Annotated in this window: 25 protein-coding genes; 17 read left to right on the top strand and 8 right to left on the bottom strand. The window is 71.6% G+C overall.

The window, feature by feature from the left end:
- Window positions 1-204: 204 nt before the first annotated feature.
- A complete protein-coding gene (locus ACSHV8_RS16665; RefSeq protein ID WP_436534030.1) occupies window positions 205-528 on the top strand; it encodes a MerR family transcriptional regulator in 324 nt (107 codons plus the stop codon).
- Window positions 529-653: 125 nt separating this feature from the next.
- Here ACSHV8_RS16665 and ACSHV8_RS16660 read toward each other — a convergent pair whose 3' ends face one another.
- Both ACSHV8_RS16660 and ACSHV8_RS16655 read right to left on the bottom strand, forming a co-directional pair.
- Entirely contained in the window at window positions 654-1382 is a 729-nt protein-coding gene (locus ACSHV8_RS16660; RefSeq protein WP_436534028.1) for an MBL fold metallo-hydrolase, read from the bottom strand.
- 92 nt (window positions 1383-1474) lie between these two features.
- Window positions 1475-2770, bottom strand: coding sequence for an MFS transporter (locus tag ACSHV8_RS16655; RefSeq protein WP_436534026.1), 1296 nt, complete (start codon window positions 2768-2770; stop codon window positions 1475-1477).
- A 76-nt stretch (window positions 2771-2846) separates the two neighbouring features.
- Between ACSHV8_RS16655 and ACSHV8_RS16650 the strand changes: the two genes are divergently transcribed.
- The 5 genes from ACSHV8_RS16650 to ACSHV8_RS16630 all read left to right on the top strand — a co-directional run bounded on the left by ACSHV8_RS16650 (window position 2847) and on the right by ACSHV8_RS16630 (window position 6346).
- The gene (locus ACSHV8_RS16650; protein WP_436534024.1) at window positions 2847-3287 is read left to right on the top strand and encodes a MarR family winged helix-turn-helix transcriptional regulator; all 441 of its coding nucleotides are present in this window, start codon (window positions 2847-2849) and stop codon (window positions 3285-3287) included.
- A gap of 187 nt (window positions 3288-3474) precedes the next feature.
- The gene (locus ACSHV8_RS16645) at window positions 3475-4560 is read left to right on the top strand and encodes a serine hydrolase domain-containing protein (protein ID WP_436534022.1); all 1086 of its coding nucleotides are present in this window, start codon (window positions 3475-3477) and stop codon (window positions 4558-4560) included.
- 107 nt (window positions 4561-4667) lie between these two features.
- A complete protein-coding gene (locus tag ACSHV8_RS16640) occupies window positions 4668-5321 on the top strand; it encodes a hypothetical protein (RefSeq protein WP_436534020.1) in 654 nt (217 codons plus the stop codon).
- 9 nt (window positions 5322-5330) lie between these two features.
- The gene (locus ACSHV8_RS16635; protein WP_436534018.1) at window positions 5331-5945 is read left to right on the top strand and encodes a DUF402 domain-containing protein; all 615 of its coding nucleotides are present in this window, start codon (window positions 5331-5333) and stop codon (window positions 5943-5945) included.
- On the top strand, window positions 5942-6346 hold the full coding sequence (locus tag ACSHV8_RS16630) for a RidA family protein (RefSeq protein WP_436534016.1): 405 nt from the start codon (window positions 5942-5944) through the stop codon (window positions 6344-6346). The genes ACSHV8_RS16635 and ACSHV8_RS16630 overlap by 4 nt, the downstream gene beginning before the upstream one ends.
- A gap of 14 nt (window positions 6347-6360) precedes the next feature.
- Here ACSHV8_RS16630 and ACSHV8_RS16625 read toward each other — a convergent pair whose 3' ends face one another.
- Together ACSHV8_RS16625 and ACSHV8_RS16620 are read right to left on the bottom strand one after the other, a co-directional pair.
- On the bottom strand, window positions 6361-7122 hold the full coding sequence (locus tag ACSHV8_RS16625; protein WP_436534014.1) for an HAD-IIA family hydrolase: 762 nt from the start codon (window positions 7120-7122) through the stop codon (window positions 6361-6363).
- 238 nt (window positions 7123-7360) lie between these two features.
- The gene (locus tag ACSHV8_RS16620) at window positions 7361-8014 is read right to left on the bottom strand and encodes a TetR/AcrR family transcriptional regulator (RefSeq protein WP_436534012.1); all 654 of its coding nucleotides are present in this window, start codon (window positions 8012-8014) and stop codon (window positions 7361-7363) included.
- Between the two features lie 93 nt (window positions 8015-8107).
- On the opposite strand from ACSHV8_RS16620, the gene ACSHV8_RS16615 reads away from it, so the two are divergent.
- Complete coding sequence (locus ACSHV8_RS16615; protein WP_436534010.1) at window positions 8108-8812, top strand: siderophore-interacting protein; 705 nt, start codon at window positions 8108-8110, stop codon at window positions 8810-8812.
- A 118-nt stretch (window positions 8813-8930) separates the two neighbouring features.
- On the opposite strand, the gene ACSHV8_RS16610 is transcribed toward ACSHV8_RS16615, so the two are convergent.
- Window positions 8931-9425 carry a MarR family winged helix-turn-helix transcriptional regulator gene (locus tag ACSHV8_RS16610; RefSeq protein WP_436534009.1) on the bottom strand — a complete coding sequence of 165 codons (495 nt, stop codon included), beginning with the start codon at window positions 9423-9425 and terminating at the stop codon, window positions 8931-8933.
- Window positions 9426-9526: 101 nt separating this feature from the next.
- Between ACSHV8_RS16610 and ACSHV8_RS16605 the strand changes: the two genes are divergently transcribed.
- Genes ACSHV8_RS16605 through ACSHV8_RS16580 form a run of 6 tightly spaced genes read left to right on the top strand, consistent with a single transcriptional unit; the run spans window position 9527 to window position 15216 of the window.
- The gene (locus tag ACSHV8_RS16605; RefSeq protein WP_436534007.1) at window positions 9527-10117 is read left to right on the top strand and encodes an NADPH-dependent FMN reductase; all 591 of its coding nucleotides are present in this window, start codon (window positions 9527-9529) and stop codon (window positions 10115-10117) included.
- Between the two features lie 36 nt (window positions 10118-10153).
- Window positions 10154-11023, top strand: coding sequence for a hypothetical protein (locus ACSHV8_RS16600; protein WP_436534005.1), 870 nt, complete (start codon window positions 10154-10156; stop codon window positions 11021-11023).
- Window positions 11020-11658: a DUF4129 domain-containing protein gene (locus ACSHV8_RS16595; protein ID WP_436534003.1), complete on the top strand. Its 639-nt coding sequence runs from the start codon at window positions 11020-11022 to the stop codon at window positions 11656-11658. Before ACSHV8_RS16600 ends, ACSHV8_RS16595 begins: the two co-directional genes overlap by 4 nt.
- Window positions 11655-12923 carry a DUF4350 domain-containing protein gene (locus ACSHV8_RS16590; protein ID WP_436534002.1) on the top strand — a complete coding sequence of 423 codons (1269 nt, stop codon included), beginning with the start codon at window positions 11655-11657 and terminating at the stop codon, window positions 12921-12923. The genes ACSHV8_RS16595 and ACSHV8_RS16590 overlap by 4 nt, the downstream gene beginning before the upstream one ends.
- Window positions 12920-13900, top strand: a complete 981-nt coding sequence (locus ACSHV8_RS16585; RefSeq protein ID WP_436534001.1) for an AAA family ATPase — start codon at window positions 12920-12922, stop codon at window positions 13898-13900. The genes ACSHV8_RS16590 and ACSHV8_RS16585 overlap by 4 nt, the downstream gene beginning before the upstream one ends.
- The gene (locus ACSHV8_RS16580) at window positions 13900-15216 is read left to right on the top strand and encodes a DUF58 domain-containing protein (RefSeq protein ID WP_436533999.1); all 1317 of its coding nucleotides are present in this window, start codon (window positions 13900-13902) and stop codon (window positions 15214-15216) included. The genes ACSHV8_RS16585 and ACSHV8_RS16580 overlap by 1 nt, the downstream gene beginning before the upstream one ends.
- Window positions 15217-15233: 17 nt before the next feature.
- On the opposite strand, the gene ACSHV8_RS16575 is transcribed toward ACSHV8_RS16580, so the two are convergent.
- Window positions 15234-16220, bottom strand: coding sequence for a stage II sporulation protein M (locus tag ACSHV8_RS16575; RefSeq protein ID WP_436533997.1), 987 nt, complete (start codon window positions 16218-16220; stop codon window positions 15234-15236).
- Window positions 16221-16307: 87 nt separating this feature from the next.
- Here ACSHV8_RS16575 and ACSHV8_RS16570 point away from each other — a divergent pair, with 87 nt between their 5' ends.
- Together ACSHV8_RS16570 and ACSHV8_RS16565 are read left to right on the top strand one after the other, a co-directional pair.
- Window positions 16308-17270 (top strand): RDD family protein, encoded by a 963-nt coding sequence (locus ACSHV8_RS16570; protein ID WP_436533995.1) that lies wholly within the window; start codon window positions 16308-16310, stop codon window positions 17268-17270.
- Window positions 17271-17348: 78 nt separating this feature from the next.
- Window positions 17349-18056 carry a tyrosine-protein phosphatase gene (locus ACSHV8_RS16565; protein WP_436533993.1) on the top strand — a complete coding sequence of 236 codons (708 nt, stop codon included), beginning with the start codon at window positions 17349-17351 and terminating at the stop codon, window positions 18054-18056.
- Window positions 18057-18117: 61 nt separating this feature from the next.
- Here ACSHV8_RS16565 and ACSHV8_RS16560 read toward each other — a convergent pair whose 3' ends face one another.
- Complete coding sequence (locus ACSHV8_RS16560; RefSeq protein WP_436533992.1) at window positions 18118-18969, bottom strand: oxidoreductase; 852 nt, start codon at window positions 18967-18969, stop codon at window positions 18118-18120.
- Between the two features lie 90 nt (window positions 18970-19059).
- Between ACSHV8_RS16560 and ACSHV8_RS16555 the strand changes: the two genes are divergently transcribed.
- Both ACSHV8_RS16555 and ACSHV8_RS16550 read left to right on the top strand, forming a co-directional pair.
- A complete protein-coding gene (locus tag ACSHV8_RS16555; RefSeq protein ID WP_436533990.1) occupies window positions 19060-19713 on the top strand; it encodes a hypothetical protein in 654 nt (217 codons plus the stop codon).
- A gap of 105 nt (window positions 19714-19818) precedes the next feature.
- Window positions 19819-20202, top strand: coding sequence for a hypothetical protein (locus ACSHV8_RS16550; RefSeq protein WP_436533988.1), 384 nt, complete (start codon window positions 19819-19821; stop codon window positions 20200-20202).
- Between the two features lie 8 nt (window positions 20203-20210).
- On the opposite strand, the gene ACSHV8_RS16545 is transcribed toward ACSHV8_RS16550, so the two are convergent.
- On the bottom strand, window positions 20211-20645 hold the full coding sequence (locus ACSHV8_RS16545; protein ID WP_436533986.1) for an Lrp/AsnC family transcriptional regulator: 435 nt from the start codon (window positions 20643-20645) through the stop codon (window positions 20211-20213).
- Window positions 20646-20723 lie beyond the last annotated feature (78 nt).

The following is a 20723-nucleotide window of genomic DNA, read 5'->3' as shown; positions in this document are numbered from 1 at the left end:
AAGGCCGGTGGTGGACACCGCAGTTCCCTTCGAAGTGAGGTGGTCTCCGGTCACGCTTATGCGATCCCTGAATCTCGCGCCGTTGACGGCGGAAGATTCGGATACGACAACCCGACGTACCTGTCGGTAGATGGTGTTTTCAGTCCTATTAACCCTGAGCCCCGGCGCGCGAGCGCCGGGGCTCTCGCCATGGAGGTTTTGTGTATGGCCCCACCTGACGACATGTTCGGTGACGACGACTATCCCGCCTACACGATGGGCCGCGCCGCGGAGATCGTGGGCACGTCGCAGGATTTCCTGAGACGGCTCGACGAGGAGAAGCTGTTCACCCCGTTCCGTTCGGCCGGCGGGCACCGCCGCTACTCCCGCTACCAGCTGCGCCTGGCCGCCCGGGCCCGGGAGATGGTCGACCAGGGCACCGCTCTGGAGGCCGCCTGCCGGATCATCATCCTCGAGGACCAGCTCGAAGAGGCCCTCGAACAGAACCGCAAACTCCAGCAGACCCGCGACCTCGGTCAAGACCATTAGCAGGGCCGCGACTTCCGTCGCGACGAGGACACCGATCACGACCCCGGCCGGCCACGGCTGACCCCGCGACCACACACGGTCCTTCTCCACGAGAAGGGCCGTTCGTCGTGTTCCGGGCCGATGCCTCAGAGGCGCAGCACCAGCCCGGACCGCGCCGCCGTCACCTCACCCCGGAATCGGCTCCGGGCTGCGTCGACGGCCGCGGCCGGCTCCGTCTCGGCGAGCAGATGGGTCAGGACCAGATGCCCGGCCGCGGCCTGAGCCGCCGACCCGCCGGCAATCGTCGCACTCGAAAGAAAACCAACTGCTTCTTCCGGTACGGCATCCACATACGATGCCTCGGCCAGGAAGACGTCCGCGTTGCGGGCCAGCCGGGCCACGTCCGGGCTGGGTCCGCTGTCCCCGGTGTACGCGAGGACCTGCCCGCCCGCGCTCAACCGCAGCCCGGCGTTGGGCACCCAGTGGGGCAGCAGCGCGGTCTCGACCCGGAACGGCCCCGCCTCGAAACGGTCGCCCGGTGTGAATTCGCGCAGGTCGAGGCCGCTGTCGAGCATGCCCGGGCGGTCCAGGGCGAGGACCGCGTCGAGGGATCCGCCCGGGGCGAAGACGGGTAGTGGACGAGCCGGTCGGTCGCGGAGGACGCGGGCGCGCAGCAGCGGGTTCAGGTCGGCGCAGTGGTCGGGGTGGCCGTGGCTGATGATCACGGCGTCGACGTCGGGGCTGGGCAGGCGGGGCATCGTTCCGTACCCCAGGTCGATGGCCAGCCGATAGCCGTCCTGTTCGACGAGGAAGCCGCTGCAGGCCTCGCCGCGTAACGGCCACGCACCGCATCCACCGAGCACCGTGATCCGCATCGTCGCCTCTACTAAGGATCGAATACCAGGGATCGAAAGAAACAGCGCACCCTAGCCCGGCCACGCTAACGGCAGATGTACGACATCCACCACTACGCGAGGTCGGTTACGAGTTGTCGGCGATCCGACCGGCGCCCCGAACCGAGGCTGATCGCCGCGATGACCACCGCGATCCCGGCCGCGGCCAGGAAAACCCGGTCGTAGCCGGTGAACGTCGCGAAGACGGCCAGGCTGATCGCGCTGCCGACCTGGTTGAACGTGGTGGCCAGCCCGCCGGCGACACCCGCGTCGGCGTCCGGGACCCGGGCCGTGGCCAGCGCCATCAGCGTAGGGAAGGTCAGGCCGATGCCGGTGGCGACGATGAGTGTGGCCCCGATCACGGCGGCGACTCCGCCGGCCTGGGACAGCCAGCCGAATCCGGCGATGAAGCACGCGCATCCGAGGGGCCGCCCGGCCCGGGGCAGCCGTGGCGCCACCCATCGCGCGACCAGTACGAACGTGACCGCGGCGGGGGTCTGGGCCAGCCCGGCTCGGAGCGCGTCGCAGCCGAACGTGTTCTGCAGCAGCAGGGAGGTGAAGTACCACATGGCGGTCGCGATGCCGCCGAACAGCAGCAGCATGGTCGCGCCGGGCGCCACCCCGGCCGTCCGGAACAGTCGCAGCGGCACCATCGGGCTCCGCGCGAACCGGGCTTCCACCAGCACGAACGTGCCGAGCAGCAGGACACCGGCGACGATCGGCAGCACCGAGCCGTACATGACGCCGTAGACCAGCGCGCCCAGCCCGGCCGTCCCGGTGGCCGCCCCGGCGAGGTCGAGCCGGTCGCGGCGCTCCGGGACCGAGCGGGGCAGCGACGTCGCCGCGACCGCGATCAGGGCGGCGCCGATCGGGACGTTGATCAGGAAGATCCAGCGCCAGGACAGGCCGGTGGTGAGCGCGCCACCGACGATCGCGCCGGCCATGCCGCCGACGCCGCCCGAGGCCGACCACGCGGCGAACGCCCGGGCTCGGACGGCCGGTTCGGTGAACGCGGTGTTGACCACGGCCAGCGTGGCCGGGGCCAGCATCGCGGCCCCGACGCCCTGGGCCGCGCGGGCCGCGACGAGCATGGTCGCGGTGCTGGACAGGCCGGCGAGCAGGCTCGCGGCCGAGAACACGGCGAGTCCGGAAATGGTCAGGCGCCGCTGTCCGAACAGGTCGGCCGCGCGCCCGCCGAGCAGCATCAGCCCGGCGAACGTCAGCAGGTAGCCGTTGACGACCCAGGCCAGGCCGGTCGCGGAGAAGCCGAGATCGCGTTCGACCGACGGCAGCGCCAGGTTCACGATCGCCGCGTCCAGGATGATCATGAACTGGCACGCGCACACCAGGGGCAGGAGCAGCGCCGGCATGTGACTCCTTCCGATGATAGGTTTTAGTTACGCGCATAACGTTATGTGCATAACTATTTCTGTCAAGGAGCGGACGATGGACTTCGAGCGGGCCGACGCGCTCAACCAGGCGATCCGGCTGCTGAGCCTGCGGCATCGAGCCCGGGCGTCCGCGCTGCTCGCGCCGCTCGGGCTGCACCCCGGGCAGGAGGCGCTGCTGCTCGAACTGGACCGGACCGGACCGCGGATCCAGGCGCAGCTCAGCGAGGCACTGGGCTGCGAGCCGCCGAGTGTGACCCTCATGGCGCGCAAGTTGGAGGCGTCCGGCCACATCCGCCGTACCCCCGCGGCCTCTGACAAAAGAGCGACAGTGGTCGAGCTCACCGACTCCGGGCGAGCCCTCACCGAGAAGGTCAAACAGCTCTGGTCCGGGCTGGCCGAGGAGACCGTCGACGGCCTGGACGCGGCGACCGTCGCGATGCTGCCGGGCGTGCTCGCGGCGATGACCACCAACGTGGACGCCCGGCGACGAACCTGAAAGACCTCGGGACGCACGGCGCGTTCCCGACAGCCTACCCGGCCCCGTCCAGGCCCGGTGGCATCGACGTATTTGATAACCGTTAACCTTTCGGGCGCGTACCGGAAAGGTTTTTCAGGTTGCCGGGTTCACGCGTTGTGCGACGCACGCGCTCCGACGATCGCTAGCCTCCGGCGTGGGAGGCAGCGTGACGATCGAATCAGAGATCCGGCGGACGTGGGACGAACTGCCCGCCGAGGAGTTGGGCATCGCCCCGCGCGCCGTGCAGACCATGATCAGAATGGTGGCGGCCCGCGGCGCGGCGGCCCAGCTTGTGGTGATGCGGCACGGCGAGGTCCTGCTCGACTGGTCGTTCGGTGTGCCCCGGGATGTGCCGTTCCTGCTCTTCTCGGCCGGGAAGCCGCTGGTCGCGACGCTCGTGCATCGGCTCGCCGAGCAGGGACTCCTGTCGCTCGACGCGCCTCTGGCCTCGTACTGGCCGGAATTTGAATTCAACGGAAAAGACACGATTACCGTACGGCAGGTGCTCCAGCACCGGTCCGGACTGCCCTACGTGAAGAGCATCTATCGGGACGCCCTCCTCGCTCCTGACTGGAACCGATCAGTGCGCGCCCTGGCCGGCGCCCGCGCCCACCACGCGCCCGGCCAGCGTCCCGCCTACCACACCCTGAGCTACGGATTCCTGCTCGGCGAGCTGATCCAGCGGGTCACCGGGATGTCCCTGCGCGAGGTCCTGCACCGGCTGATCCTGCAGCCCCTGGCCCTGCGCGACACCCACCTGAACGCACCGCCGCGGCGCGTGCCGATGCGCCACGCCCCCAGCGGCGGCCCCCGGACCCTGCAGTGGGCGGCCAACCTGGGCATCGCCCGCAAGGCGGTCATCCCGGCCGCCACGGTCTCCAGCACCGCCCGCGACCTGGCCGTTTTCTACCAGGCGATGCTCGGGTCGCGGCTGCTCTCGGCGGACACGGTCGCCGGGGCCTGCGCACCCTCGACCAGCGGCGAGGTGGATCAGGTGCTCGGGAACCGGATCCGCTGGTCGGAGGGGTTCCAGCTGGGCGGGCACGAGAACGATCCGGATCGTCCGCGGCCGATGGGCCGGCTCAGCAGCCGGCGGGCATTCGGGCACAACGGGTCGAATGCCTGCCTGGGCTGGGCCGACCCGGAGCGCGACCTGGTCATGGTCTACCTGACCAACCGGCTGGAGGGCAGCCCGGAAGGGTCGCCGTATCAGTGCGAGCTCAGCGACACCCTGCTCGCCGGCTGCCGCTGACCTCGGCCCGTCCCATCGATGCCCGGCCATGGGGTGCCGGGGCCGGGCAGAATGGCCCGCATGACCGCTCCTCGGGCCGATCCCCGCCAGGGCCGCGGGTCGCCGCGATGACCCGGCGGCCCCGCGAGCAGGTGTTCCGTGAGCTGATGGCCGCCTGGCACCTGCCCGAGCCGGACGAGATCCGGCGCGGGCGGCAGGCCGCCGAGGCCGTCTACCGCGGCGGTGGGCTGCGCCGCCACCTGCGGCTGCTGCCCGGGACCCACGGGCGGCTGCGCTGGAACGTGCTGGTCTTCGACGACGAACTCGCGCCGCTGGTCGACACCGACTTCTTCACGGCCTGGGTGTTCCGGGCCGACGAGCCGCTGGTCGCCGAGGGTAGCCCGCCGGTCTTCTTCCACGGGGAGTACCGCTGGCCCGAGGTCGGTCGGCCGGCCGAGAACCGTCTCGTCGTCGACGGCCTGCTCTTCGCCGGCCGGCTGCTGTGGTGCCTGGCCGACCGGGCCGAGCTGGGCCGCCTGCTGATCGCCGGGGAGTGGACCCGCGACGACATCACCGCCCGGCGGCTCGGCGGCGATCCGATGGGGACCGTCGCGGCCGTCATCATCGCCCGGCGCATCGGCGACACCGAGCTGGAACGGCTGGCCCTGGCCCGGATCGGCGGCGCCGGCCCGGTCGCCGCCCAGGCCGCCGCGTGGTCACCGGTCGACATCAGTGATCTTGTGACGCCGGTCCGCCGGAGGGGCCGCGGGCCGGAGAAGTAGTCTGCGGCGATGCGATTCGAGACGGGGCAGATCGTGGTCCGGCGGTACCGGCGGGGACCGTGGCGGACCTGGGCCCAGCCGATGCGGGTGGTCCGGGACGACGACGCCGGGCTGCTCCTGTGGGCGCCCGAGGGCGGCGAGTTCGCCCGGCTGGTCGACGTGGACGGCCGGACCACCCACGACATCAGCCCGGACCGGATGCAGGATCCGAAACTCAAGCTCCACACGTGGCAGGGCAACGACGTCCTGATTCTGATGCCGCCCGGCGCCGGGTACTCGGTGTGGTGGTTCTTCAAGAGCGGCGTGTTCTCCGGGTGGTACGTCAACCTGGAGAAGCCCTACGTGCGGCAGGACGACGGCGTCGAGACGACCGATCTCGTGCTGGACATCGTGGCGACGCCCGACCGGACCTGGGAGTGGAAGGACACCGACGAGTTCGCCGAGTTCGTCGGGCACCCGCTCTACTTCGACGAGGCCGCGGCGGCCGGGATCCGGGCCGAGGCCGACCGGCTGACAAAACTGATCGACACCGGCGAGTTCCCGTTCGACGATACGCACACCGGTTTCCGGCCCGACCCGGGCTGGCCGCTGCCGCGATTCGCATCGGGAGCCCTCGAACGATGATCACCAGGTTCAGCCCGGACACGGTCCACGCGACCGCCGGATATCACCACGTGACGATCTCCACGGCCGGGCGACTGGCTCACCTGGCCGGGCAGTGCCCGCTCGATCTCGCCGGCCGGGTGGTCGGCGAACCGGGCGACTACGCGGCGCAGACCGCCCAGGTGATCGCCAACTGCCTGGCCGTGCTCGCGGCCGCCGGGGCCGGTCCGGACCAGGTGGTCCGGTCGGTGATCTACGTGGTCAGCCCGGACCACGCGGTCCTGTCCGCGGTCTGGCACCAGCTCAACGCGTCACCGCTCGGGCCGGCCTTCACCACGGCGAGCACGCTGCTGGGCGTGGCCTCGCTCGGCTACGAGAACCAGCTCGTCGAGGTCGACCTCACCGCCGCGCTCGCGGACTGATCGGTCTCGTCCGCTCAGGCCGGGGCGAGCAGGGCCGGCAGATCCACGACCGAGTTGATGGTGTGGGTGGGATGAGGCAGGTCGACCAGGTGAAGCTGGTCGTGGTGCTTGCCGGTGCGGACCTGGACCGAGGTGGCGCCGGCGGTGTTGGCCATCAGGATGTCCGTGGTCCGGTCGTCGCCGACGACCCAGACACCGGACGGGGCGTCCCGGGCGGCCAGCCGGAAGAAGTCCTGGCTGGGCTTGCCCAGGACGCGGGCCGTGGTGCCGGTGGCGAACTCGACGGCGGCGACGATCGCGCCGGTGTCCAGATGGTCGCCGTCGGCGGCCCGGAAGTACGGGCCACACTGCAGGGCGACCAGCTCGGCCCCGGCCCGCACGGCCCGGAACGCGGCGTCCAGCGCCCGGTAGTCCAGGGTCTCGCGGCAGTCGGCGATCACCACGTGGGTGGCGTCGCGCGGGCCGGCCAGCGGCGCGTGCGCGGCCAGGTCGTCGCGGACCGGCTCGTCGGCCAGGACCAGCAGGCGCGCGTCCGGCGGCAGGACACGCTTGGCCGCGACGACCGGGGTGAAGACCTCGCCCAGCGCGACCGGGATGCCCGAGGCGCGGATGCGTTCGACCAGGCCGGACTCGGACTCCGAATCCGTGTTGGTGAACACCCGGACCACGTGCCCGGCCCGCCGCAGCTCGACCACGGCCCGAGCCGCGCCCGGCAGCGCCTTTCCGCGTTCGTGCAGCGTGCCGTCCAGATCGAGCAGTACCAGCCGCGGTTCCATCCCACCCCAACCCGTCACGAATTCCGGGCAGCCTATCGCGCGGTGTTACCCACGCCACAATTGGTCCATCGACAATCGGTCCGGCGGCCGCGGCGTCTGACCATGCAAGGACGGGGGACCGGAAAGCAGGGGGAAGACATGATCGGGGTGCCGGCCGGAACGGTGGAACCGTCGAAGCGAGGCCGCAGCCATCCCGGCCTGCGGGTCGGGTGCGTCGGCTTCCGCGTCGTGCGGAGCGTCAGCGGATCCCCGGCGGTGGCGGGTCCGATTGAGACGGCCCATCCGCCGAGCCGGTGAGATAACGGGTCAGCATCGCGGTCATCTCGTCCTCCAGGGACTTCGGGTCGAGAGCGGCCGGCGCGGCGGTCAGCCAGTGGGCGACCACACCGACCGTGGTCACGACCAGATTCGCGGCGGTGGTGGTGTCGGCGACGTCGACCTGCGGGTGCCGGTCCAGGAAGGAGCGGATCTCCGTGGCCCGGTCGCGCTGCTGCTCGGCCATCAGCGGCATCACCTCCGGCCAGCGGATGGCCTGCTGCATCATGACGCTGAGCAGCTCGGGATCGTCGTTGTGGTTGTGGACGGCGGCGTGGACCAGCGCGCGGACCGCGTCGGCCAGCGGCAGCGCGGCGAGCTCGTCCAGGTCCGGGGTCTCGCGGGCCAGGTGGTCGGTGACCAGGGCGACCAGGATCGCGTCCTTGCCCGGGAAGTACTGGTAGAGCGAGCCGATCGACACGCCGGCACGCTCGGCGATGCGGTTGGTGGTGCCGGCGGCGTACCCGTGCTCGGTGAAAACGTGAGCAGCCGCCGCCAGAATGCGCTGCCGGGTCAGCTCGGCGCGGATCTGCCGGGGCGTTTTCCGAGGTTGAAGGTGTTTGTCATCGGGCGTCATCGAGGCTCCCGGGAGCGGTGAAAGCGAGTAGCGGAGGATGTGAGCAATTGCTCATAATAATGCCATGAGCTGCGGAAATTCGAGGTGATCGGTGTGCCGGGACTACTTGATCGGATGGTGCGGCGCGCGCCGGTCCGGGCGATCACGCCGGTGACGCCGTCGATGGTGCAGATCGGCCTGAGCGGGCCCGCCCTGCGGGATCTCACGTGGACGCCGGGCCAGCACCTCAACGTGCTGCCGGGCTCGCCGTCCGGGCTGATCGAGGCGTTGCGGAAAGGGTGGCGCAGCTACACGGTGTGGGACTACGACCCGGCCGGGTCGCTGGAACTGCGCGTGGTGACGCATGGTCACGAAGGGCCGGGGACGCGATGGGCGACGTCGGTCCGGGTGGGCGACGAGGTCGCGGTCACCCCGCCGGAAGGGCGATTGACGGTACGGCCGGAGGCGCCCTACCACCTCGTGGTGGGGGAGGAGACGGGCTCGGTCGCGATGGGGGCGATCATCCGGGCCCTGCCCGCCGGATCGGCGGTCTACGGCGTGATCGAAGTGGACACGCCCGACGACCGGCCGGACCTGCCGCGCGGCGAGGAATTGCAGTGGGCGTACCGCAACGGGGCCGGCGCGGCATCGTCACCGGCGCTGCTCGGTGCGCTGAAAACGTTGCGGCTGCCGGACGAGCCGGGGGTTGCCTACGTCGCCGGAGAGGCGCGCACGTGTCAGAAGGTGCGGGCGCACCTGATTCACGAGCGGGGGTGGCCGCGGGCCGGCGTGCGCCTGCACGCCTATTGGACCGCCTGACTCGCGAGCCGGCCGGCCGCCCTGTCCACGATCGAGGCGGTGGGGAGAACGTCCGCCGGACGTTCCGTCGGGCGCGGGATCGGCTGGTGTCGAGTCGTCCACCGGGGACTGGCCTGACTTATGGCGCGGCGCGGGGTGGGACGGCGATGCCGGACTTGCTGAGGGTGGCGACGAGGCGGTCGACGGTGTGGGCGAGCTCGGCGCGGTCGGTGTCGGTCAGGCCCTCGAAGACCAGCTTGCGCACGGTGTCGACGTGCCCGGGGGCGGCCGCGCGGATCAGGGTCCAGCCCTGGTCGGTGAGGACCGCGTTGGTGTAGCGGCCGTCGTCCGGGTCGGGGCGCCGGTGCAGCAGCCCGCGCCGTTCCAGGCGGGCGACCAGGTGCGAGATCCGGGACAGTTCGGCGTTGGTGAGCACCGCCAACTCGCTGAGGCGGGCCGTGCCGGTGTCGCGTTCGGAGAGGGCGGCCAGCACGTAGTACTCCAGATAGCTCACCTGGGAGTCCTGCTGCAACTGGCGGTCCAGGGCGATCGGGAGCAGCACCAGAACGGTGTGCAGGGACTGCCAGACGCGCAGTTCCGGCGGGGTCAGCCAGGTGGGTTCCGGGGTGCTCACCCGAGCGATTCTAGGCGAGTCCAGGGTCACATGAACGTTCACGTAAACCGGTGCTAGCTTTTCACGTGAACGTTCATGTGACTGGTTCTGGAGGGACTTCCATGTCCGAGTTGAAGATCGCCGTGATCCTGGGCAGCACCCGGCCCGGCCGCAACGGCAAGGGCGTCGCCGACTGGGTGCTGGCCCAGGCCGCGGGCCGTCCCGGCGTCACCTACGACCTGGTCGACCTGGTCGACTACCCGCTGCCGCACCTCGACGAGCCGGTCTCGGCCAAGGCCGGCTCCGGCCTCTACTCGCAGGAGCACACCAAGGCGTGGGCCGCGACCATCGGCTCCTACGACGGGTTCGTCCTGGTCACGCCCGAGTACAATCACTCCACTTCCGGCGTGCTGAAGAACGCCGTCGACTTCCTGTACGAGGAGTGGAACAACAAGGCAGCCGCGTTCGTCAGCTACGGCGTGGTCGGCGGTGCCCGGGCGATCGAGCACCTGCGCGGTGTGATGAGCGAGCTGCAGGTCGCCCACGTCCAGCAGCAGCTCAGCTTCTCGATCTTCAGCGACTTCGAGAACTTCTCGGCGTTCACGCCGGCCGACATGCACAAGACGTCGGCCGACACGCTCTTCGATCAGCTGGAGAGCTGGGCGGGCGCGCTCAAGGCCGTACGGGAAAAGGGTCTTCAAGGGGGTCTATGAGATTTGTTGTCGTAGCGATCTCATAGGATGCCCGCCATGCGGGGAGAGGCGGCGGGATCGCGCCGGTCAACGGCGATCCTGCCGTTGCGGGCGACGACCGCGGGGGAGTCGCTGGACGCCGGCGTGGCGCTGCTGCGGCAGCGCGCACTGCCGTTGCTGATCGTGGCGGCCGTGCTGGCGGCCGGGGAGCAGGTGCTGCTCACCCGGATGCGGGCGGCCGTCCCGTCGCTGACCCCGCCGTTCTACTTCCCCGACAAGTGGGACCTCGGCGCGTGGTGGCAGATCGTGGCGACCGGGGTGGCGATCGAGGTCGGGATCATCACGCTGCTCGGCGCGTTCGCGGGTGCGGCGGCCGGGCCCGCGTTGATCGGGCGCTTCGCCTCACACGTCGACATTCTTCGGCGTACGAGGGTGGGCTGGGCCCTGCTGCTCGCGGTCCTTCTGGCCGCACTGGCCTGGCCGGCCGCCTACTTCGCGCTGGTCGCCGCGATCGTGCTTTACGCGTTCACCGGCCTGACCGGCCCGATCCTGACGCTGGACCGTCCGGGCAACCCGTTCGCGGCGCTGACCCGGTCGATCCAGCTGTCGGCGCGCGGCGGGCTGCGTGTCGGCCGGATCCGGATCCTGGGCTATCTGACCTGGCTGGGGATCCGGGGTGCGCTCGGGCTGGGCTGGATCGCGGTCGCCGACCTGCTGGCCTACAACGTGACCGGCGCGAGCTGGCTGGACTGGGCGGTCCCGGCCGCCTGGGCGGTGGCCAACACGGTGGCCTACGCGGCGCTGGCCTGCCTGGACGCGGTGCTGCTGGTCGAGGCGCGGATCCGCACCGAGGGCCTGGACATCGCGCTGAACCGGAGCCGGTCGCGCGGCGAGGACGAGGCGCAGACCCTGGTGGCGATCCGATGAGGTTCTACGACTCGCTCGTCGCGCGGATCTTCGACGCGTTGTCCCCGCAGCTCACCCTGCTGATCCTGCTCGCGCTGACCGGCCTGGTGGCCGCGTTGTGGTACTGGTTCCCGGCCTGGGTCCCACGGCGGTTCCCCCGTCTGAAGTTCCGGTTTCCGCGCCTGCGGCTGCCCCGGTGGCGGCTTCCCCGCGTACGGCTGCATTGGCGTTTTCCCCGATGGCGCCGCAAGCCGAAAGCGAAAGCCCAGCCCACGGCGAAGCCGGTCGTCGCGGCGGCCGAGCCGGCCGTCGTGGAGGCGCCCAGGCCGGCCGTCGGTCTGTCGCTGGCCGACCGGCTGGCGGCCGAGGGGCGCTACGCCGAGGCGATCCGCGAGCGGCTGCGCGAGACCGTTTCTGATCTGACCCGGGCCGGCGTGATCGCGCCCGAGCCGGGCACCACCGCCCTGGAGCTCGCGGCCGACGCCGCCGCCCGGCGCCCGGTCGTCGGGGCACCGCTGGGCGGCGCGACCGCGATCTTCTCGGAGATCTGGTACGGCAGACGCGAGGCGTCCTCCGGGCACGACGACCGGATGCGTTCGCTCACCGCCGAGGTCCGGTCCTCTCTCACCGCACCGCCGCAGGGAGGGCCCCAGTGACCGCGCCGGTCCGGAAACGCCGCTGGCTCCGCGTGGCGATCCCGTTCACACTGCTGATCGCGCTGATCACCGGCACCCTGATCGTGCACGCGATCGAGCAGCCGGACCAGGACGACAGCGACTACCTGTCCCCGGTCAGCCCGGCCGGCATCGGCTCGGCGCTGCTCGCCGGCGAGCTGACGGAACGCGGCGTGACCGTGGATCGGGAGACGTCGACCGCCGGGGCGCTGGCCGCGGTGCGCGGCGAGGCGGTGACGCTGCTGGTCACCACGCCCGACCTGGCCGACATGGAACGGCTCGGCCGTCCCGGCGCGGTCCCGCCCGGCACCCGGCTGGTGGTCGTGTCGCCCGACTCGTCGGCGCTGGCCGAGACGAACTGGCCGATCGCGCAGTTCCACGAGCGCTGGGCCACCGGCCTGATGCTGCCGGAATGTGCCGACCCGCTGGCCACGGCCGCCGGCAAGGTCGCGGTCGGCAAGCGGGCGTACGGGCCGGTCGCGCCCACCACCTGCTACGACGGTGCCGTGCTGAGCGTGACCACGGCCGGCGCGACGGTCACCGTGGTCGGCGCTCCCGACCCGTTCCGCAACGACCGGATCAACGAGAACGGCAACCTCACCCTGGCCACCGGGCTGCTCACCCAGACCCCTCGGGTGATCTGGCTCGACGTGCACCACCGGGAGGCGGTGCCGAAGGTCAGCTCGTCGCCGACGAGCCGGCCCAGCCAGGTGCCGGTCAGCCGGCCGACCTCCCGCGCGACCCCGCGGGAGGCCGACACCGGGAACCCCGAGGAGACCCGGCCGCCGCGGCAGCCGGCGCAGGCCGACAACCAGCCGAACCCGCTGGCCCAGGCGTTCCCGCCGGCCGTGTGGGCGTCGATCGCGCTGCTCGCGCTCGCCCTGCTGGCCCTGGCCGTCGCCGCCGCGCGCCGGCTCGGCACCCCGGTCAGCGAGCCGCTGCCGTCCCGGGTCCCGTCCAACGAGACCATGCTCGGGCACGCCCGCCTCTACCAGCGGGCTCATGCCCGGGACGAGTCCCTGGACATCCTGCGGGCCGCCGCCCGGCGACGGCTGATCGCCCACCTCGGGCTGCCGGCCGGCGCGACCCTCGCCGACATCGCCGAGGCCGCGGGGTACGAGGTGGACGACGTGCGGGAGATCCTGGCCGATTTCCACCCCGAGAACGACGCCGAGCTGATCTCGGCCGCCGACGCCGTACAGCACCTGGTACGCGAGATCACCGGATTCGAAGGAGACCAGCCGTGACCACCGATGCCGTCGTCACCCCCGACGCACAACAGGCCCGCCTCGCCCTGGGCCGGCTGCGCACCGAGGTCGGCAAGGCCGTCGTCGGCCAGGACGCGGTGATCGGCGGGGTCGTCGTCGCGCTGCTCTGCGGCGGTCACGTCCTCCTCGAGGGCGTGCCCGGGGTCGCCAAGACGCTGCTCGTGCGGGCCCTGTCGGCCGCGCTCGACCTGGACACCAAGCGCGTCCAGTTCACGCCCGACCTGATGCCCGGCGACGTGACCGGCTCGCTGGTCTACGACTCGCGCACGGCCGCGTTCAACTTCCGGGCCGGCCCGGTCTTCACCAACCTGCTGCTCGCCGACGAGATCAACCGGACGCCCCCGAAGACCCAGGCCGCGCTGCTCGAAGCGATGGAGGAGCGGCAGGTCAGCGTCGACGGGACGCCCCGGCCGCTGCCGCAGCCGTTCCTGGTCGCGGCCACCCAGAACCCGATCGAGTACGAGGGGACGTACCCGCTGCCCGAGGCGCAGCTCGACCGGTTCCTGCTCAAGCTGAGCGTGCCGCTGCCCGAGCGCGACGCCGAGCTCAACGTGCTGCGCGCCCACCACAACGGGTTCGACCCGCGCGACCTCAAGGCGGCCGGTGTGACCGCGGTCGCCGGTGCCGCCGACCTGGCCGCCGGGCGGGCCGCGGTGCAGCGCGTCCAGGTGGCCGACCCGGTGCTGGCCTACATCGTGGACATCTGCCGGGCCACCCGGGTCGCCCCGGCCCTGGAACTGGGGGCCTCCCCGCGTGGCGCGACCGCGCTGCTCGCCGTGGCCAAGGCGCACGCCTGGCTGAACGGGCGCGACTACGTCGTCCCGGACGACGTGAAGGGCTACACCCTGCCGACCCTGCGCCACCGCGTCCGGCTGCGCGCCGACGCCGAACTGGACGGCGTGACCGTCGAGTCGGTGCTGGCCACGGTCCTGACGTCGGTGCCGGCGCCGCGCTGATGATCACCAGGCGTTTCGCGCTGCTGCTCCTGATCGGGCTGCCGCTGCCGGCGCTGCTGCCCGCGCCGTGGCTCGGCGCCGGGATCGTGGTGGCGCTGGCCGCCCTGCTCGCGCTGGCCGATCTGGTCATGGCCGGGCCGCTCACCGGTCTCGAACTGCGCCGCTCCGGGGACCGGACGGTGTGGCTCGGCCACACGGCCACGACCACGCTGACGGTTTCCAACACCTCCGATCGCGACGTACGGCTGAGCCTGCGCGACAGCTGGGTGCCGTCGGCCGGGGCCGGGCCGGTGCACCACGCGTTCCTGCTCGAACCGGGCGCCTCCCACGAGATCGTCACCAGCCTGACGCCGACCCGGCACGGGGACCGGCCCGCGGTGCGGGTGACGTTGCGGTCCATGGGGCCGTTCGGGTTCGCCTACCGGCAGCGCCGCCGCGCGTGGAACGAGCAGGTCACGCCCGCGTGGAACCTGCGTGTGCTGCCCCGCTTCCCGTCCCGCCGGATCCTGCCCGAGAAACTGGCCCGGATCCGCGTGCTCGACGGGAGCGTGGTGACCCGCGGGCGGGGGCACGGGACCGAGTTCGACGTGCTGCGGGAGTACGTGTTCGGCGACGACGTCCGGTCGATCGACTGGCGGGCCAGCGCCCGGCACCACGACGTGGTCGTGCGCACCTGGCGGCCCGAACGCGACCGGCGCGTCTACTGCGTGCTGGACACCGGCCGCACCTCGGCGGTCCGGGTCGGTGACGCGCCCCGGCTGGACGCCACGATCGACGCCGCGCTGCTGCTGTCCGTGCTGGCCGCGCGGGCCGACGACAAGGTCGACCTGCTCGCGCTGGACGGAGCGGTGCGGGTCCGGGTCGACGGCGGCGGCCACCGGGTGCAGCTGCCCCGGCTGATCGACGCGATGGCGTCGCTCGAACCGGCCCTGGTCGAGACCGACTTCTCGCTGCTCGCCCGGGAGCTGCTACGGCGTGACCGGAAACGATCCCTGGTGGTCATCTTCACGGCGCTGGACACCGCGCCGATGATCGAGGGGCTGCTGCCCGTGCTGCCGCGGCTGGCCGCCCGGCACAAGGTGATCGTGGCCGGGGTGCGGGACCCGGCGGTGGCCCGGATGGCCGAGCTGCCGGAGAAGCTGTCGGCGGCCGACGTGCACACGGCGGCGGCCGCCGAGCGGGTGCTGTTCGAGCGGGACCGGGTGCGGGACGTGCTCGACCGTTCCGGGGCGACCGTGGTGGACGCGGACGCGGACACCTTCGCGAGCAAGGTCGCCGACGTGTATCTGCTGCTCAAGGCCACCGGCCGCCTGTAGTCGCGGCGGGCCCCGGCCTAGGCGGCCGGCAGGTCGGCCGTGTCCGGGCCGGCCGGTCGGCGGCGGTCGGCCTCGCGGCCCCAGACCAGCGCGTAGGACAGGAAGCCGAGCCAGACCGCGGCGCCGATCCCGATGCGGGCGAAGGGCGGCAGGGCCGACGGCGTCACGAACGCCTCCAGGCAACCGGCCACCAGCAGGGCCGGGACCAGGCCGACGGCCACCACCATGCCCTCGCGGACCCAGGCGACCAGCGCCTGACGCCGCGTCTGCAACGGGCCCGGGGCGATCCACGACCAGCCGATCCGCAGCCCGACCCCGGCCCCGACGAACAGGCAGGTGATCTCCAGCAGGCCGTGCGGGGCCAGGTAGGTGAGGAAGGTGCCGCCGGCGTCGCGGCTGACCATGATGCCGCCGACCACCGCGGTGTTCAGCATGTTCGACCAGAGCAGGTAGAAGACCGGCAGGATCAGCACACCGGAGGCCAGGCACTGGGCGGTGAGCAGGGCGTTGTTCGTCCACACCTGCAGCGCGAAGTTCTGCGCCCGGTACTCGCTGTAGTACCCCACGAACTCCTGGTTGACGACCTTGTCGATGTCCGCGTCGTCGACGAACAGCGACAGCACCTCGGGGTGCGAGGCCATGTACCAGACCAGGACCGCGGTGGCCGTGACCAGCAGCACGGCCAGGGTGCCCCACCAGCGGCGGGTCCGGTAGAGCGCGGCGGGCAACCGGTACGCGAAGAACTCGCCGAGCGGCCGCCACGAGAAGCCGCCGCTGCTGCGGGTGACCGCGGCCCGGCCGGCCAGGACCAGGCGGGACAGATCGGCCAGCATCACCGGGTCGGGGTTGCGGGTGCGCAGCACCGACAGGTGGGTGGCGGCCCGCTGGTAGAGGACCACGAGCTCGTCGATCTCGGCCGGGCTGAGCAGGTTGGGCCGGTTGGCCAGCACCTCCAGGCGGTGCCACTCGCCACCGCGCTCCGCGAGATACGCGTCGAGATCCATCATCGTTCTGCCCCCGCCGAATCCGTTGCCCGGAAGCGTAGTGGACGCGGTGTATGCGGCTCGGCCCCGGTGGTGTTCACTGTCCGGGTGAACGCTGCTCCCGTGGATCCGGTGACCACTCCCGCCGCGGCCCCGGCCCCGGTGACGGCCACCGGCCCGGGCGCGGCCTCCGACGCGACGACCGCCGCGGAGCTGGTCACCGCCGAGGCCGTGGCGCTCGAACTGCGGCCGGCCCGGCTCGGCTCGCGGGCGATCGCGCTGGGCATCGACATCCTCGTCCAGGCGATGGTCGCCGGGGCCGCGGCCCTGTTCACCGCGCTGATCCTGGCCGCGCTGCCGGACAGCATCGTCGACGAGGCGCTCGTCTCGGCGGTGCTGCGCATCGTGGTCGTGCTCGTGCTGCTGCTCTACCCGACGTTCGTCGAGACCCGGACCAACGGCCGCAGCATCGGCAAGTCCGCCATGGGCCTGCGGGTCATCCGCGAGGACGGCGGGCCGATCCGGGTCCGGCACGCGTTCACCCGCGCCCTGATCGGGCTGGCGGTCGAGTGGCCGGGACTGCTCCTGCCGTTCCTGACCTGGATCGTCACCCTGGCCGTGATGATCTTCTCGGCGAAGGGGCGGCGCCTCGGCGACCTGGCCGCGGGCACGATCGTCGTCCACGAGAAGCGCCCGGTCCCGTTCCGCTTCGTCCCGGCCCTCCCGGCCGGGCTGGCCGCGTGGGCCGCCGTCACCGACCTGTCGGCCATCGACGACGAACTGGCCGCCCAGGTTCGCCAGTTCGTGTCCCGCGCCCCGGAGTTGCGCGAACCCCACCGCGGCCATCTGGAGCGGATGCTGGCCGCCGAGGTCGGGGCCCGGGTGACCCCGCCCCCGCCGCCCGGCACCACCCCGTACTACTTCCTGGCCACGGTCCTGGCCGAACGCCGCCGCCGGTACGCGGCCCAGCTCGCGGCCGGCCGCATGGTCACCGAACGCCTGCTGCCCGGTTTCGGCCGCTCGCCCCGCCGCTCGACGTCACCCGTCCGCCCGGCATCACCCAGCTTCTGATGCCGTGACCGTTCAGTCCGGCCGGCCCACCGCGCGGGTGGTGCGTTCGCCGTATGACCACCCGCGGTAGGGGGCGCTGTGGACGTGGCCGGTGGTCGGGAGCTCGCGTGGGACGGGTGTGTCAATGTTCGCGATCTGGGCGGCCTCGGCCGGATCCGGCCCGGTGCGGTGGTCCGGATGGAGGCGCCGACCCGGTTGAGCGAGTCCGGGTGGGCGGCGGCCTGGGCCCACGGGGTCCGGACCGTGGTCGATCTGCGCCATGCCGACGAGTGCCGGCCCGACGTCGCGCCGAGACCGCCGGGTATGACCACGGTGCGGATCCCGCTGGACCCGGTGGGTACACCGTTCTACGAGCGCTGGCAGAAGATCGACAACTTGGCCTCGCCGCTCTACTACCCGGCCGTGCTGGCCGAGCATCCCGAGCCGGTGGTCGCGGCCGTGCGGGCGATCGCGACGGCCGCCCCGGGATGCGTGGTGTTCCACTGCGCCGGCGGCAAGGACCGTACCGGGTTGCTCGCCCTGGTGCTGCTGACGTCGGCCGGGGCGACACCCGAGGAGATCATCGCCGATTACCTGCTGACCTTCGAACGGATGAGGCGGCGGTACGCCGAACTCGGCTTCGGCGACCAGCTCGCCGCTGTGAACGAACGCCTGGCCGGCCACGACACCACCATCGCGGCGTCGCTGACCTCGACCGTCGGGTCGCTGACGATGCCCGATTTTCTCCTGGACAACGGCCTGTCCGAGGCCGACCTCGCCGCCCTGCGTGCTCGCCTGACGACCTGAGACACCGGTCCTGCCGCGGGAGCGCGCGAGGTCGGTCACGGCGCCGTGGTCCAGGTGGTCCTCACGCCGTACCGAATAGGGATTTCGGAAGTTCGATGGCCGCGCCGGTGATGTTTTCGCGCAGGTGGGCGACGGAGGATGTGCCCGGGATGAGCAGGATGTTGGGGGAGCGCCGGAGCAGCCAGGCGAGGGCGATCGACATCGGGGTGGTGCCGAGGTCGTCGGCGGCCTGCTGGAGTTCGGCCGTCTGCAGCGGGGTGAAGCCGCCGAGCGGGAAGTACGGAACGTAGGCGATGCCCTGCGCCGCCAGGGAGTCGATCAGCGGATCGTCCTCGCGGTTGGCCAGGTTGTAGAAGTTCTGCACGCAGACGACCGGGGCGATGGCCTGCGCCTCGGCGATCTGCTCGGCGCTGACCGTGCTCAGCCCCAGGTGCCGGATCAGGCCCTGGTCGCGCAGCTCGGCCAGGGCGCCGAACTGTTCGGCGATCGAGCCCGGCTCGGGCCGGTCGAAGCCGCCGACGCGCAGGTTGACCACGTCGAGGACGTCGAGGCCGAGGTTCTTCAGGTTCTCGTGGACCTGTTCGCGCAGCTCCTGCGGGCTGCGGGCGTGCGGCCAGCCGCCGTTCTCGTCGCGGCGGGCGCCGACCTTGGTGACGATGTGAAGATCATTCGAGTACGGCGACAGGGCGTCCCGGATGATCTCGTTGGTGACGTGCGGGCCGTAGAAGTCGGCGGTGTCGATGTGGTTGATCCCGAGCTCGACCGCGGTCCGGAGCACGGCGATCGCGGCGTCCCGATCCTTGGGCGGGCCGAAGACGTGCGGGCCGGCCAGCTGCATCGCACCGTAGCCGAAGCGGGACAGGTCGAGGTCGCCGACGCGGTAGCGCCCACCGGGCAGTTCGTTGCTGTTCATGGTTCAAAGAATGCCCGCGGCCCGGGGCTTGTGTGATACCTCTGTTCATCCTGGGACCGCCAGGACCAGGAAGAGCTTAGGATCGGATCGATGCTGACCGAGGCGCAGGCGACCGACTACGTGAGCCGCTACGACGACGTGGCCGCGGATGTTCTGACCGACGGTGTCCCGCTGCTGGAGCGGCCCGTGTTCTGGCAGGCCACGTTCGACGGCTGCGCCGACCCGGAGCTGATCGCCGAACTGTTCGGCGACGACCCCGTGCAGCCCCTGGACGAGGAGATCCGCGCCTCCGAACGCTGGCCGGTCATCCCGATCGGCGATCATTTCGTGCAGATCATCTGGCACGGCTATGACATGGAGGGCGGCGACGAGTACGTGGTGCTCACGCCCGGCCGGGCGATCACGGTCGCGGCGCGCGAGGGCCACGGTTACGGCCCCGGCCTGTCCTGGCCCGAGTTCCGTCGCCTGGCCACCACACCCCAGCGGGTGCTGCTCGCCCTGCCCGCGCTCGGCGACGCCGATGCCCCGCCCGAGGCGGTCGACGTGGTCGCGCAGGCGTTGCTCACTGTCGGTAACACCGCTCCGCTTGCCGCGACCGAGGCGGCTCGGCAGTTGCTGGCCGGTCCGGTCCGCTGGGTGGGTGACGAGACCTTGCTCGTGTGCGACGGGGATTACGCCGTACGCAAGCCCGGTGGTCTTCCTGATCTTGATCTTCGCCTGGTCACGCAGGCTCTGGCCGGATAGTCGGGCCGGGACCGGTTCACAAGAAATCACTATCCACCGGCACAGGAGACGCACAGACTCCGGCCGCAGAGTGATCTCAACACCGGTTCTCGAAGGGAGCGCCCGATGCGCCAGCGTTCACTCTCCGTCCTGATCGCCGCGGCTACCGGATTGGCGATGACCGGCGGGCTGTCCTCGCCCGCCAACGCCATGGCCGCCCGGCCCGCGCCGGCCTCGGCCCCGGCCGGGACCGACCCGGCCTCCGCCGGGGTCAAGGAGGTCTCCTACGCTGCGGCAATCACCTCCTGGGCTCCACAATTCGGGGGTACGGCCGTGAGCCTCGACCACGTCCGCACGGCGACCGGCGGCGGCGACCGGCCGGCGCACCCGATCCGGACCGCGGTCTGGGCCGGCGGCACGGGCGCGGCGGCCGACACCCGCACCGTCAACCGCTCGGAATCGACCGAGGAACTCGCGCCGTCCCGCCGGCCGGCCTCGCAGTTCGCCTGATCCGGACCTCACAGCGTGAGGCGGCCCATCAGGGTGTTCAGCATGACCCGCGACCGGGTCTGCGACACCAGCGGATGGCGGCGCAGATCCATCAGCAGCGACTCCAGGTGATCGGTGTCGTCGGTCTGCACCAGCATGACGACGTCGCTGTCACCTGCGGCGGTGAACGCGACGAGCACCTCGGGCCGGTCGGCGAAGACCCGGGTGATGTCCTCGCGCTGGATCTGACCGGCGCAGAACAGCTCGACCACGGCGTGCAGTTTCCGCGCGCCGGGCTCGGCGACGATCGTGGTGTAGCCCCGGATGACACCGTCGCGTTCCAGACGGCCGATCCGCCGTTTCACCGCGGGCACGGACAGCGAGATCGTCCGGGCGATGTCGGTCAGACTGGTCCGCGCGTTCACGGTCAGCTGATCAAGAATCTGACGATCGACGGTATCCACGTTCAAAAACTAAACCCATTCACAAGCTTCGCAACTATTCGGTACGGACACGGCTCCCTAGCGTTGATGACAGGACAT

It is taken from the genome of Actinoplanes sp. HUAS TT8 (genome assembly GCF_051380535.1).
Classification (GTDB): Bacteria; Actinomycetota; Actinomycetes; order Mycobacteriales; family Micromonosporaceae; genus Actinoplanes.
The sequence above is the reverse complement of the archived record's forward strand: the minus strand, read 5'-3'. Positions and strand labels throughout refer to the sequence as shown.